The 13833-nt window shown below is 70.6% G+C and carries 11 protein-coding genes; 3 read left to right on the plus strand and 8 right to left on the minus strand.

Going from position 1 to position 13833, the window contains the following annotated elements:
* Positions 1-141 precede the first annotated feature (141 nt).
* The 3 genes from AQJ27_RS19905 to AQJ27_RS19915 all read right to left on the minus strand — a co-directional run bounded on the left by AQJ27_RS19905 (position 142) and on the right by AQJ27_RS19915 (position 2168).
* Complete coding sequence (locus AQJ27_RS19905) at positions 142-1089, minus strand: chaplin (RefSeq protein WP_067370428.1); 948 nt, start codon at positions 1087-1089, stop codon at positions 142-144.
* Between the two features lie 130 nt (positions 1090-1219).
* Positions 1220-1477 (minus strand): chaplin, encoded by a 258-nt coding sequence (locus tag AQJ27_RS19910; RefSeq protein ID WP_067370431.1) that lies wholly within the window; start codon positions 1475-1477, stop codon positions 1220-1222.
* A 280-nt stretch (positions 1478-1757) separates the two neighbouring features.
* Complete coding sequence (locus AQJ27_RS19915) at positions 1758-2168, minus strand: rodlin (protein ID WP_067370434.1); 411 nt, start codon at positions 2166-2168, stop codon at positions 1758-1760.
* 253 nt (positions 2169-2421) lie between these two features.
* Here AQJ27_RS19915 and AQJ27_RS19920 point away from each other — a divergent pair, with 253 nt between their 5' ends.
* Positions 2422-2832, plus strand: coding sequence for a rodlin (locus AQJ27_RS19920; RefSeq protein WP_067370436.1), 411 nt, complete (start codon positions 2422-2424; stop codon positions 2830-2832).
* A gap of 243 nt (positions 2833-3075) precedes the next feature.
* A complete protein-coding gene (locus tag AQJ27_RS19925) occupies positions 3076-3483 on the plus strand; it encodes a rodlin (protein ID WP_067370673.1) in 408 nt (135 codons plus the stop codon).
* A 65-nt stretch (positions 3484-3548) separates the two neighbouring features.
* On the opposite strand, the gene AQJ27_RS19930 is transcribed toward AQJ27_RS19925, so the two are convergent.
* From AQJ27_RS19930 to AQJ27_RS19950, 5 genes are all read right to left on the minus strand, one after another.
* Positions 3549-5468, minus strand: coding sequence for an AMP-dependent synthetase/ligase (locus AQJ27_RS19930; protein WP_067370438.1), 1920 nt, complete (start codon positions 5466-5468; stop codon positions 3549-3551).
* 127 nt (positions 5469-5595) lie between these two features.
* Positions 5596-7200, minus strand: a complete 1605-nt coding sequence (locus tag AQJ27_RS19935; protein ID WP_067370439.1) for a vWA domain-containing protein — start codon at positions 7198-7200, stop codon at positions 5596-5598.
* A gap of 174 nt (positions 7201-7374) precedes the next feature.
* The gene (locus tag AQJ27_RS19940) at positions 7375-8238 is read right to left on the minus strand and encodes an ABC transporter permease (RefSeq protein ID WP_067370441.1); all 864 of its coding nucleotides are present in this window, start codon (positions 8236-8238) and stop codon (positions 7375-7377) included.
* Complete coding sequence (locus tag AQJ27_RS19945) at positions 8235-10892, minus strand: alpha/beta fold hydrolase (RefSeq protein ID WP_067370443.1); 2658 nt, start codon at positions 10890-10892, stop codon at positions 8235-8237. The genes AQJ27_RS19940 and AQJ27_RS19945 overlap by 4 nt, the downstream gene beginning before the upstream one ends.
* A 172-nt stretch (positions 10893-11064) precedes the next feature.
* The gene (locus tag AQJ27_RS19950; protein ID WP_067370446.1) at positions 11065-12474 is read right to left on the minus strand and encodes an APC family permease; all 1410 of its coding nucleotides are present in this window, start codon (positions 12472-12474) and stop codon (positions 11065-11067) included.
* A 448-nt stretch (positions 12475-12922) separates the two neighbouring features.
* Here AQJ27_RS19950 and AQJ27_RS19955 point away from each other — a divergent pair, with 448 nt between their 5' ends.
* Positions 12923-13777 carry an SCO4651 family lipoprotein gene (locus AQJ27_RS19955; RefSeq protein WP_067370448.1) on the plus strand — a complete coding sequence of 285 codons (855 nt, stop codon included), beginning with the start codon at positions 12923-12925 and terminating at the stop codon, positions 13775-13777.
* Positions 13778-13833 lie beyond the last annotated feature (56 nt).

Here is a 13833-nt window from a genome sequence, read left to right on the forward strand (position 1 = left end):
GTTGTTCATACCTTTTCCTCTACTGACACTCAGTCATATGAATAGGGATCCCGCCAACCGGGGCCGCTTCCTTTGATCCCGATGGATGACGCGGGCCCGGGTGCCGGGCGCGGCGAGGCGTCCGGCACCCAGAGGGTCGTACTAACGACGGGACGCGGCTCGGCCTCGTCGGTACAGCACTGTCCCGCCGAGCAGCAGTGCGGCGCTGGCGGCCGAGGCCGCGAGCACGTTCTCACTGCCGGTGTGGGGCAGGGTGGGCGGGTACCCGGGGGGAGTGACGGGCGGAGTCGTCGGCGGCGTCGTGGGAGGCGTCGTCGGCGGGGTGGTGGGAGGTGTCGTCGGCGGCGTCGTGGGAGGCGTCGTCGGCGGGGTGGTGGGGGGTGTCGTGGGAGGCGTCGTCGGCGGGGTGTCGCCGTAGCCGGGACCGTTCTCGCACTTGTTGCCGAGGGCCGGGTTGAGCGCGGCGATCACGTTGACGGTGTTGCCGCACGCGTTCACCGGCACATGCACCGGGAGCTGAAGGATGTTGCCCGACCCGACACCGGGCGAGCCGTGTGCCTCGCCGTACGCCGAGGCACCGCCGTACGCCGAACCGGAAGGACCGCCGTACGCCGAGGAGTCGGACGAACCGCCGTACGGCGAGGAGTCGGACGAACCGCCATACGCCGAGGAGTCGGAAGGACCGCCGTACGGGCCCGGCTCCTCGCCGTAGTCGCTGTCCGAGGAGCCGGAGCCGTAGTCGGAGGCGCTCTCGTCGGGGGCCGACTGCTGCGTCGCGCCCGACGAATCCTGCGACGCCTGCGACCCGTGCGAAGCCTCCGAACCCTGCGAGTCCTCCGAGCTCTCCTTACCCTGCGACCCGCGTGAACCCGAGCCGTTGGCGCAGGAGTTCCCGAAGGCCGGGTTGAGCGCGGCGATCACGTTGACGGTGTTGCCGCACGCGTTCACCGGCACATGCACCGGGAGCTGAACGGTGTTGCCCGACGCCACGCCGGGTGAGTCCGACGCGCCGCCCTGCGCGTCCGCGTCGGCGAACACGGGGCTGCCGTACAGGGACAGGATGCTCGTCGCAGCCGCGGCCACGACCATTCCCCTACTCAGGGTCTGTCGCAATCTCGTTGTCTTCCTGCTTGAAGAAGTGAGGAAAGCCGACCTTGGGGCCGAAAGAGCGCCCAAGGCCGGCCAGGACACAGCCTGGAAAAGGCTGCTGCGTTGCGCGTCAGTCGCTGGCGCAGGCGCTGCCGAACGTCGGGTTCAGCAGGGCGATGACGTCGACCGTGTTGCCGCACAGGTTGACGGGCACGTGCACGGGGACCTCGACCACGTTGCCCGAGAGGACACCCGGAGAACCGACGGCGGCGCCCTCGGCACCGGCGTCCGCGAAGGCCGGGGCGCCCATCCCCAGGGTCATGATCGCGCCGGCGACGACAGCAGCGCTCTTCTTGTGCTTCACGTGCTTTCCCTTCTCTGCGGTCATGCCCCTATGACGGCCGAAACCGAGCGAGCACAGCTTGAACGGCTCGCACCATGACCTGCAGGCTGTAAACGAGGGATAGACGTCGGAAGAAACTACAGAACGTGTGCGGCTTGGGAATTCACTCGAATCGCCCCGCATTCGAATCAACACCGAAGCTTCACACGTGCCCACGAGAAGAAACGCTTCCCTTAAATAAGCCGTCCATATGACACCGAAGAGCTCGGGCCCGCGCGTGGTACGCGGGGGCCCGAGCTCTTTCAGACGGCGAAAGCGGCGACGGTCAGCGGTTGCCCGTGCCGTTGCCGGACAGGACCGGGATGTCGTCCACGAGGTGCGACAGCGGCTCGTCGCCCTTGGCCTGGGTCGAGTTCTCGGCGCACTGCTGGTTCTGCGGGGCCGACAGGATCGGGACGTCCTGCACGGCGATCGGGGTGGCGCCGAGGAGGGAACCGGCGTTCACCTTGGCCGGCAGGCCGACACAGAGCTTGTTCAGCGTGCCCTGCGCCAGGCTGAGCTGGGGGCTCATCTTGCCCTTGGTCACGGAGTTGCCGAACGCCTGCTTGGCGCCGTTCCCGCTGACCGACGTGGTGCCGTTCCCGTCGCCGATGGCAAGCGCCTGGGGCGCGGCCGCCGCCGAGACACCGACGACGGAAGCGGCGACCGCCGCCGCGGCCATTGCCTTCTTGAACATTTCTCGGTCCTTTCCTGGCAGAGACACATGTTCCTGCTCTCGCACTCAACCCGGCGGTCCTGGATTGGTTGCGGCGATTCACCCGATCGGTCCGTTCATCGGCGGTGAATTCGCGGGAATCCTTAGGGCGCTCACGGGTCACGGAATCACTCTTCAATGTGGGCCATCGGAGTGAAGCGGAGCAACCATGGGCGTCCGCGGCAGTTGACCATGACGCTCCGGTGGACGGGGTTTCTCCAGAAGGGACTAGCTAGTGATCAAGAAGGTTATGGCCGTCGCGGCGGTCGCCGCTTCCGTCGTCGGCGTTTCCGCTGCCGCCGCGCCGCAGGCGCTGGCCATCGGGAACGACGGTGGCACGACGTCCACCAGCGGCAACGGTGCGGTGCAGTCGTTCGGCAACTCGGCGACCTACGGCAAGATGAGCCCGCAGATGGCGCTCATCCAGGGCTCGCTGAACAAGCCCTGTATCGGCCTGCCCGTCAAGGGCAACGTCGGTTCCGTCCTCGGCGCCGTCCCGATCTCCGTGCAGGACGTCCCGATCCTGTCGGCCCCGCAGAACCAGCAGTGCGTCGAGAACTCGACCCAGGCCAAGGGCGACGAGCCGCTGTCGCACATCCTGGACGACATCCCGGTCCTCTCGGGCAACGGCTTCAACAACCGCTAGTACTCCGTACCCCTCCTGGGATTCTCGTCGACGGGCCGCCGGACTTCTCGGCGGCCCGTCGGCTTTCCCGCCGCGCGCACATGACCGCCGACCGCGACTCGGGGAGCTCACCGGCGCACACATGACGGTTGAAACCTCCGCACGCTGGGCCAAATGGGGTATAACCCGCAACTCTTGCGCGGTCTATCCAGTTAATGATCATGCAGCTCCCCAACAGGAGTCCGCTTTCCGAAGGGAATGAACATGAAGAAGCTGTGGGCAACCGCTGCTGTCGCCGCTTCCATCGCCGGGATCTCGGCCACGGCCGCCCCCCAGGCCCTGGCGATCGGCGACGACGGTGGTACCACGTCCGTCAGCGGCAACGGCGCCGAGCAGTCGTTCGGCAACTCCGCCACGTTCGGCGACATGAGCCCGCAGCTCTCGCTGGTCCAGGGCTCGCTGAACAAGCCCTGCATCGGCCTGCCGGCGAAGCTCAACCTCGGTGGGGTCGCGGGCGCCGTCCCGATCACCGTGCAGGACGTCCCGATCCTGTCGGCCCCGCAGAACCAGCAGTGCGTCGAGAACTCGACCCAGGCCAAGGGCGACGAGCCGCTGTCGCACATCCTGGACCAGATCCCGGTCCTCTCGGGCAACGGTGCCAACAACCGCTGACCCCAGCACCGCGAGAGCGGGCCGCCGAGCACCTCGGCGGCCCGCTTTTTGCGTGGGTACGGCTCTCAGCCCCCGTACAGCGCCTCGATCTCGGCCGCGTACGCCGCCGTCACCGCGTGCCGCCTGACCTTCAGGGACGGGGTGAGCAGGCCGTTGTCCTCGCTGAACTCGCCCTCCACCAGGGCGAACGCGCGGATGGACTCGGCGCGTGAGACGGCCTCGTTCGCGTGGTCCACGGCCTTCTGGACATCGGCGCGCAGAGCGGGATCCCCCACGAGTGCGGGCAGCGGGGTGTCAGCGGGCCGTTTGCGAACGGTGAGCCAGTGGGCGAGGGCCTCGGGGTCCAGGGTGATCAGGGCGGCGACGAACGGGCGGTTGTCGCCGACGACGACGCACTGGCCGACCGGCGGGCGGCTGCGCAGCCGGTCCTCCAGGACGGCCGGCGAGACGTTCTTGCCGCCCGAGGTGACGAGGAGGTCCTTCTTGCGGCCGGTGATGGTGAGGTACCCGTCCTCGTCGAGAGCGCCGAGGTCGCCGGTCGCGAACCAGTCGTCGCGCAGCGCCGCCTCCGTCGCCGCCGCGTTGTTCCAGTAGGCGCCGAAGACGACACCGCCCTGGACGAGCACCTCGCCGTCGTCGGCGATACGGACGGCCGTGCCGGGGACCGGCAGGCCCACGGTGCCGGGGCGGGGCCGCAGGGGCGGCACGATCGTCGCCGCGGCGGTGGTCTCCGTCAGGCCGTACCCCTCGTAGACGATGATTCCGGCGGCGTAGAAGAACAGGTTGAGGTCGCGGTCGAGCGGGGAGCCGCCGCTGATGGCGTAGCGCATACGGCCGCCGAGTTCCTTGCGGACACGGCGGTAGACCAGCAGGTCGTACAGCGCCCAGGCGGCGTACAGGCCGGGTCCGGGGCCCTTGCCCGTCTCGAGGAACCTGTTCAGGTACGCCTGCCCGAAGCGGACGCCGACGCGGTCGGCGCGGTCGAAGGAGGCGCCGCGGCCGATCATCTCGGCGGTGGCGCGGCCGGTGTCGTGGATCTTCTCGAAGAGGTACGGCACGCCGACGAGGAAGGTGGGGTGGAACTCCCGCAGCGCGGGCCGGAGTTCGTCCGGTTTGATGCTCGGGCAGTGGCCCAGCTCGATGCGGGCCATCAGGCAGGCGATCTGAAGGGTGCGGCCCAGGATGTGGGCGAGCGGCAGGAACAGGAGGGTCGAGGCGGTCTGGCCGGTGACCTCCTTGAAGACGGGGTGCAGCAGTTCGACCGTGTTGGCGGCCTCGGCGTGCAGATTGGCGTGGGTGAGGACGCAGCCCTTCGGCCGTCCGGTGGTGCCGGAGGTGTAGCAGAGGGTCGCGACCGTGTCGGGGGTGAGCGCGGCGCGGCGCTCGGTGACCTCCTCGTCGTGGATGTCCCGTCCCAGGGCGGCGAGTTCGGCGAGCGCGTCCGTGTCCAGTCGCCAGACGCACGGGGGTTCGGGGTGCCGGGCCGTGGCGGTGGTCACGGTGTCGGCGTTCTGGGCCGTCTCGACGATCGCGAAGCGCGCCCCCGAGTCCCGGACGATCCACTCCACCTGCTCGGCCGACGAGGTCGGGTAGACGGGGACGGACCTGCCGCCGGCCGCCCAGATCGCGAAATCGAGGACGGTCCACTCGTAACGCGTACGGGACATCACCGCGACCCGGCCGCCCGGTTCGAGGCCCGCCGCGATCAACCCCTTGGCGGTGTCGGTGACTTCGCGGGCGAAGACCGCCGCGGTGACCTGGCGCCGGCCTTCGCCGGCCCCGCGGCGCAGGACCACGGCGTCCGGCGCCTGGGCCGCGTTGCTGAAGGGCAGGTCGGCGAGGCTGCCTGTGGTGGGGTGCGGGGCCATGGGGGCGGTGCGGACCTCGCGCACCGTGCCGGTCCCGTCCCTGATCAGCTCGACCTCACCGCGGGACGCGAGGTCCGTGCGCCGCTTCGCCCGTTTCAGATCCTTGCGTACGCCCATCACGGCTCCACCAGGTCGCAGGGTTCTTACTCCGGAGTCAACTTACTCACTCGTAACGGAAGTTCAACGCGGCGGACGGGCTCGGCCTCGATGCCCGCGCGGTGAGCGCCGTGACGCACCGCCGCCGCTATCCCCTGAGTCCACTCGCCCGCTCCACCGCGTCCGCCAGATCGTCCACCGCCTTGTCCTCCGCGGCGGACGCCACCCGGTGGGCCCGGTCGGCGAGTTCGCCCAGCGGGAGCGCGCCGGGGAGCGGGGTCGCCTTGTCGTCGCCCGTGCGCAGGTCGTCGGCGAAGTACGCGGCCACGGCGTCGACCTGGAGGCGGGTGGAGGAGGTCCACAGGTCCTCGTCGAGGGAACCGGTCTCCAGTTGGCCGGACTCCTCGTGCGGGGCGCGGGTGTCGGGGTCGAGCCAGCGGACGCTCGCGGTGGCGAGGTGGCCGGAGGCGCCGGGCCTGGTGCGGACCGCGTAGAGGGCCGTGACCGTGTGGCCGGGGCCGATCTCGCCGCCGTCCACCCGGTCGTTGCGGAAGTCCTCGTCGGCGACCTGACGGTCGTCGTATCCGATCAGCCGGAACTGCTTGACGGTCTCCGGGTCGAAGGCGACCTGTGCCTTGGCGTCGCGGGCCGTGAGGTCGATGTTCTGCGGGAGCTGCTCGCAGAAGACCTTGCGGGCCTCGTCGATGGTCGAGACGTACGTCGTGTGGCCGTCGCCCTTGTCGGCGAGGCGCTCCATGAGGGCGTCGCCGTACTCGCTGCCCACGCCGACGCCGAAGAGGGTGATGCCGTGTTCGCGGCGGGCGGTGGAGATGTTCTCGAGGATGGCGTCCGCGTCGGTCTCGCCGGTGTTGGCGAGGGCGTCGGAGATCAGCACGACGCGGTTGGTGGCGCCCTCGCGCAGGCCCTTGACGGCCGTGGCGTACCCGGTGCGCACGCCCGCGCCGAGGTTGGTCGACTCCGTCGGTTCCAGTCCCCTGATCGCGTCGTAGATGCGGTCGCGGTGGTGGCCGACGCGGGTCATCGGGAGCACGGTCCGGGCCTCGTCGCTGAAGGTGACCACGGCCACCGAGTCGTCGTCGCGCAGCCGGTCCGTCATCACGCCGAGGGCGTCCTTGGCGAGGTCGAGTCGGCCGGGCTCGCCCATGGAGCCGGATATGTCGATGACGAAGGTGAGGGCGGCGGGCGGGCGCTTGCCGCTCTGGGTGGTATCGCGGGTGGCGAGGCCGACGCGGACCAGCGACCAGTCCTCCTCCCGGGTGCGGGCGCCGTCGACGGTGACCGAGAAGCCGTTGCCGTCGGGACGCCGGTAGTCCTGCCGGAAGCTGTTGACGAACTCCTCGGGGCGGACGGTCGACGCCTCGGGCAGCCGGCCGTCGGCGAGGGCGCGGCGGGCGTAGCCGTAGGAGGCGGTGTCGACGTCGAGGGCGAAGGTGGAGAGGTAGTCGGGGGACGGCGCGAACTCGCGGCTCGCGTCGCCCGTCGGCGTGTCCTTCTGCTCGCCCTGGGAGGTCCCGGAGGTCCGGTTCGGGGCGGGCTGCGGGAACCCGCGTCCGCCGGACTTGTTCGAACCGTCCGTCGAGGAGCCGTTGTTGTCGCTCGCACCGCAGCCGGTGAGGAGCAGACCGCCGGCGAGCGTGAGGCCGATCAGGGTGGCGGCCAGTCGCCGCGGTCGCCCCGTCCTCGGCTGCCGCCGTGGTCGCGCTGTGTGTTCGCCGTTCCCCGTCAGTGTCATCCGTGCCCCCTCGGTGAGTCGCCTGTCCGCCGGCTGTCTGCCGACGTCCTTGGGCCGACGTCTGTGACTGTGACGCCCGAGGGGGCCCGGATGTGCGCTACGGAGCGTTGCGGATGGATCTCGAAGCGGCCACGAAGGGCGGTCGTCGAGACCGGTAGGTGACGCTCCGGAGATCTACGACACGATGTCCTTGCGCCGGAAACCCCGGAAGGCCAGGGCGAACAGGACGAGGGCGTACGTTATCGAAATCGCGGTGCCCTGGATCATGCCGCCCCACTCCGGGTTGGGCTGTATGGCGTCGGCCCAGGCGAACTGCCAGTGTGCGGGCAGGAAGTCGCGCCAGTGGCCGAGGGCGGTGACCGCGTCCAGAACGTTCCCCACGATCGTCAGGCCGACCGCGCCGCCGACCGCGCCCAGGGGCGCGTCCGTCTTGGTGGACAGCCAGAACGCGAGCCCCGCCGTGACCAGTTGGGACACGAAGACGTACGCGATGACCACGAGGAGCCGCTGGGCCGCGGTGCCCGCGGAGAGCGCGCCGCCGGTGGGGATCTCCAGCGGCCCCCAGCCGTACGCCGCCGTGCCCACCGCGAGGGCGACGATCGGCAGCAGCAGCATCGCGGCGAGGCTGAGGCCCAGCGCGACGGTGAGCTTGGACCACAGCAGCCGGGCCCGTGGCACGGGGGCCGCGAGCAGATAGCGCAGCGAGGACCAGCTCGCCTCGGAGGCGATCGTGTCCCCGCAGAACAGCGCGACGGGGATGACCAGCAGGAAGCCCGCGGAGACGAAGAGGTTCACCGCGGCGAAGTTGGCGCCCGACGCGGTCGCCGTGTCCATCAGGGTGACCTGCCCGTTGCGTGAGCCCGGGTCACCGCCGATCGCGAACGCGACGACGAGCACGAAGGGCAGCACCGCGAGGATCGCGCCCATGACGAGCGTGCGGCGCCGCTTCAACTGCCGCAGCAGCTCTACGCGGAGCGGCAGCGTGTGCCGCGCCCGGTACCCGTCCGCCGTCTCGGCCCGTTCGACGAGCGTGCTCATGCGGCACCTCCGATCAGGGTGAGGAACGCGTCCTCCAGCCGGCGGTGGGGGCCCACCGACCGCACGGGGACTTCCAGTCGTACGAGTTCCACGAGCAGGCGTTCGGCGCTGCCGTCCTCGTCGAGGCGGACCAGCAGCCCGCCCTCGGCGGCGACGGCCGAGGCCACGCCGGGCAGCGCGCCGATCTTCTCGACGACCGGCCCCTCCACGGGCACGCCCGTGCCGACGAGGAGGGTGTCCCCGGAGCCGACTATCTCGCTCACCGGGCCGGCCTGGATCAGCCGGCCGCGGTCCATGACCACCAGGTGGGTGCAGGACTGCTCGACCTCGGCCAGCAGGTGGCTGGAGACGATGACCGTGCGGCCCGCGGCGGCGTAGCGGATCATGACCTCGCGCATCTCGCGGATCTGTGGCGGGTCGAGACCGTTGGTCGGTTCGTCGAGGATGAGGAGGTCCGGGAGGCCCAGCATCGCCTGGGCGATGGCCAGGCGCTGGCGCATGCCCTGGGAGTAGGTGCGGACCGCGCGGGCCAGCGCGTCGCCCAGGCCCGCGATCTCCAGCGCCTCCTCCATGTGGGCGTCCTCGGCCGGACGGCCCGTCGCCCGCCAGTACAGCTCAAGGTTCTCGCGGCCCGAGAGGTGCGGCAGGAAGCCCGCGCCCTCGACGAACGCCCCGACCCGGGAGAGCACCGGGGCGCCGGGCCGGATCGCGTGCCCGAAGACGCGGATCTCGCCGCCGTCGGGCTTGATGAGGCCCATCAGCATGCGCAGGGTGGTCGTCTTGCCCGCGCCGTTCGGCCCCAGCAGGCCCAGGACCTGGCCCTTCTCCACACGGAACGACAGGTCCCGCACCGCGTACCGGTCCGCCGACTTCGCGTACCGCTTGCTCAGGTCGGTGATCTGGAGCGGGACTTCGGCGAGCTCGGGGTCGGGCGCGACCGGAGCCGTACGCCGACGGCCGGTCAGCAGGAGTGCGGCGGCGCCGAGCGCGCCGGCCAGGGGCAGCCACCACACCCAGGAGGGCAGCGCGGCGGCGGCGGTCTTCACACCGGGCGCGGTGGGCACGTGCAGGGCGCTCTTCAGGGAGACCGTGTACGTCGCCGGGGCCGCCGGTGAGGCGTAGCCGAGGTCCGTCGAGGCGAGGACCAGGCGCAGCCGGTGGCCCTTCTGGACCTCGTGGTCGACCGCGGGCAGCACGATCGTGACGTCCTTGCCCGCCTTCGCGCCGGTCACCCGCACGGGCGCCACCAGCTGCGAGGGCAGTACCGGCTGGGTGGCGCCCGGCCCGACGTCGTACACCTTCCCGAAGAGGACCGCGTCGTCGGTGCTCGACCGGACGTGGACGGTCACGGTCGGCGACCCGGTGATCCGCAGGTCGCCGCGGAGCGCCGCGGAGTCGAACCGCGCGTACTGGCCCGGGAAGTCGAGGGACACCCCGAGCCCGAGCGCGGACAGCTGGGACAGGCCGCCGGTGCCGCCGAGTCCGGGGAGGGCGGAGATCGCGGGCGGGCTCGCGCCCGCGGGGTTCTGGAAGGTCTGCTCGCGTCGGCCGTCGCTCAGCGCGATGGCGTGCTCGCCGCTCTCCAGGCCGGGGTAGACGTCCCCGCTCGCGCCCCGCAGCCGCGCGGCACCGTCGGTGGAGTCGATGCCGCCGGTGCGGGTGATGCGGAAGGCGGGACCGGTGTCGGCGTTCTTGTCGTCCTTCAGATAGCGGTCGAACCAGGAGCCGACACGGGCCTCGACACGGCTCGTCTCCGGGTCGCCGCCGTCGTGGCCGCCGGCGATCCAGTCCACGTCCACGGGCGCGCCGTTGGCCCGGATCGCCTTGGCCATCGCGTCGGCCTGGCCGAGCGGGAAGAGGGAGTCGGTCTGTCCCTGCAGGATGAGTGTGGGCACCTTGATGCGGTCGCCGACGGCGGACGGCGAGCGTTGCTCCAGCAGGGCGCGCGCCTGGGCATCCGGCTTCCCCGACTCCGCCACCCGGTTGTACATCGCGCACAGCTGCGCCTCGAAGTGGTCGCAGCCGCCGCCGGAGTTGATGAATATGCCGGCCCAGAGCTTCTTGAACACGTCGTTCGGGAAGAGCGCGTCCGCCAGGTTCCAGTACGTGATCGAGGGGGCGATCGCGTCGACCCTCTTGTCGTACCCGGCGGCGAGCAGCGAGATCGCTCCGCCGTACGAGCCTCCGGCGACTCCCACGCGCGGGTCGCCGCTCTTGTCGAGCCGGACCTCGGGCCGCGTGGCCAACCAGTCGATGAGCTTGGAGACGTCGGCGACCTCGCCCTTGGGGTCGTTCAGCCCGATCTTGCCGGTGGAACGGCCGAAGCCGCGCGCCGACCAGGTCATCACCGCGTACCCGTCGCGGGCGAGTTGCTCCGCCTCTCGCCGCATGTCGTCCTTGCTGCCGCCGAAGCCGTGCCCGAGGAGCACGGCGGGGCGGCGGCCGGAGCCCGCGGTGAAGAACGACGTGTCGATGTCGACCCCGGCGCCCGTGGTCATCACACGGTCGGTGCGGTGGACGGCCGGCCCGTCGTCCGAGGCGACAGCGGTCCACGTACCGGCGCCGGCGAGCACGACGACGGCGGCCGCGGCGGCGAACCACCGTCGGCGTCCGCGCTGTGCGGGCCCGCGCAGTCGGGGCAGTCGAAGATCCATGTGTCAACGGTACGGGCCGCCACCGACAACGAAGGCAGCCACCGGTCTGAACCCGCGCCCCTCCTCCGGGCGTACGAGGCCCCTCCCGCATACCGCGCCCGTGGTACGAGCCCTCTCGGGCATCGTCACGGGCGCGGTGGTGACGTGGGACTTCGCGTGCCCCCCGGAGGGCTCAGGCCTGGACGTCCTCCGGGATCGACACCAGCCAGCGGGTCTCGCGGCGCGGGCGGAGGTAGAAGGCCCAGTAGAGGGTGGCGACGGCTGTGATGCCGCCGGTCCACAGCAGGTACGTCGTCTCCTGCTGGCTCAGGATGTAGGCGAGGACCGCGATCAGGAGCACCGGCATCGCGGGCCACAGCGGCATGCGCCAGGCCGGGGTGTGGCGGTGCTGGCCGCGCCGGGCGAGCAGGGCGGCGACCGCGACGAGCAGGTACATGGCCGTCACCGAGACGCCCGTGACGCCGTACAGGGTGTCCAGGTTGACGAAGCAGAGGAGGGCGCCGGGGACGCCCACCAGGAGGGTGGCGACCCATGGGGAGCCGAAGCGGCCGAGGCGGGAGAGGCTCTGGTTGACCGGCTCGGGCCAGGCCTTGTCACGGGCGGAGGCGAACAGCACCCGGGAGTTCTGGATGACCATGACGATGCCCGCGTTGATGATCGCGAGGGCGACGCAGAGGCTGACGAAGGTGCCGACGGCGGAGTTGGACCAGGCGGTGACCATGCTGCTGATGTCGCCGCCGGTGAGGGTGGACAGGTCCGAGGCGCCCATGGTGATCGCGACGACCGGGACCAGGATGATCACGGTCGAGATGGCGAGGGTGGCCAGGACCGTACGGGCGACGTTGCGGCGCGGGTTCTCCAGTTCCTCGGAGAGGTAGACCGCGGTCGAGAAGCCCTGGGTGATGAAGAGGGCGATCGCGAGCCCCGAGACCACCAGCATGGCCGTCACGGTGTCCGTGTGGCCGCCGGAGCCCGCCACCTGCATCGAGGTGAGGCTGCCCAGGCCGCGCCTGCTGTGGGTGAAGCCCAGCACCGCCACGACGGCCGCCGCGATGACCTCCAGGACGAGGAAGACGCCGGTGATCCAGGCGTTGGCCCGCAGGTCGAGCAGGCCCGCGAGGGTGGCCAGGAGCATCACGCCCGCGCCCGCCATCGACGGGTTGAGGTGCACGATCGGCGCCAGGTAGTCCGCCGTGCCCATCGCGATCACCGGCGGCACGATCATGACGACGAGGAGGGAGAGCACGAAGACCAGCCAGCCCGCGAGTCGTCCGGCCATCGTCGACACCATGGCGTACTCGCCGCCCGCGCTGGGGATGAGGGTGCCCAGCTCCGAGTAGCAGAACGCCACGGCGATACAGAGCAGCGAGCCGATCGCAATGGTGAGCGCGGTCGCCGTGCCGAGGGACGAGAACAGGTCGGGCACGACCACGAAGAGCGTGGAGGCGGGCGTCACGCACGAGAGCGTCAGCAGGGTGCCGCCGACGATGCCGATGGAGCGCTTGAGCTTTTGGGGGCTCCCGGAGGCCGTGGGGGCGGCGTCCGGCTGGGCCTGCTCGACAGGGCGGAGCGTGTCGGTCATGAAGCGGTTCCGATCGACTTGTGCGTCAGAAGACGACTCGTGCGTCAGTGGACGACTCGTGCGTCAGGTGTTTTGGTCGGGAGCGCTATCGCCTCCGGCGGCTCGCGTCGTTCATCTCGTCGTCCGCTCCCGACGTTGATGGAACCTTGACGGAAACCGTTGCGTCAATGGCCGTTTACCTACGGAATCCGCACTGCCAAAGCGACGCAGGTCACATCACTTTCCCAGGCCCCGACGCCTACATGTTGCAATCATCAAGACATATCGGAGTGTGACCTTGCTTTCGAAGGCTGTAACGACAAAGCACCTCCGCTATCCGTTTCATCACCTCATGACGAGAACCGCAGTCGAGGCCGTGAAATTCACCGGGATTGGTCCGCACTCCGGGACTCCCGCCGAACAGTAGAGTCCCGCCTCACAGCACAAGCACAGCCAGGGGTGGGGAAACATGCGGCACAGACGTAACGCGATCTGGGCGGGAGTGGTCGCGGCGACGCTGGCCGGGACGACCTTGATGACCGGATGCGGCGCGGGGGCCACGAAGAAGACCGCCGGAGCGGTCAGCCACGCCGACGCGGTCCGGGCGGTACTGTCCCGGGCGGCCGACCGGAGCGAGCGGCTCGGCTCGGCCGAGGTGAAGATGACCATGGACATGGGCCCGGGCAGCACCCCCGCCACCATGACGGGCACCTACTCCTGGCGCGGCGGGTACGCCTTCGACGTCGTGACGGCCGCCGAGGCCGTCGACATGCGGAAGCTGACGGCGTCCGCGACCGTCCGCATGATGTTCGTCGACGGCTCCTACTACTACGACGTCGACCCACAGCCCTCCGGCCCGCTCAAGGGCAAGGAATGGATGAAGGTCGACGGGCCGGCGATGTTCGGCGAGAAAGGCTCCGCGAAGTTCAGCGGGTACCACGGCGGCAGCAGCCCGACGGCCTCCCTGCAGGCGCTCAGGTACGCCACCGATGTGAAGGACCTCGGCCGGGCGTCCGTGAACGGGCGGAGCGCGACCCACTACGCCACCGTGCTCGACCGGGCGCACAAGGGCAGGCTGGAGGAGGCCTTCGGCAGCGAGAACGCCCTGCTGGGCGCGTTCTTCGTCATGGCGGACTCGATCACCACGGACGTCTGGGTCGACGCCGAGGGCCTGCCGGTCCGTCTGGAGCAGAACATCGGCAGCATGCGGGTCACCATGGACTTCGCGAAGTTCGGCGCCACGGCCGGCGTCGAGGCGCCGCCCGCCGCGCGGACCGGTGACATGACCGAGGAGCTGAGGGCCACCGCCCGGCAGCAGAGCTGAGCACGCGAACACGGCGGTGCCCCGCCCCCGGGACGGGGAGCGGGGCACCGGGGGTC

It is taken from the genome of Streptomyces olivochromogenes (assembly GCF_001514115.1).
GTDB classification, from domain to species: domain Bacteria; phylum Actinomycetota; class Actinomycetes; order Streptomycetales; family Streptomycetaceae; genus Streptomyces; species Streptomyces olivochromogenes.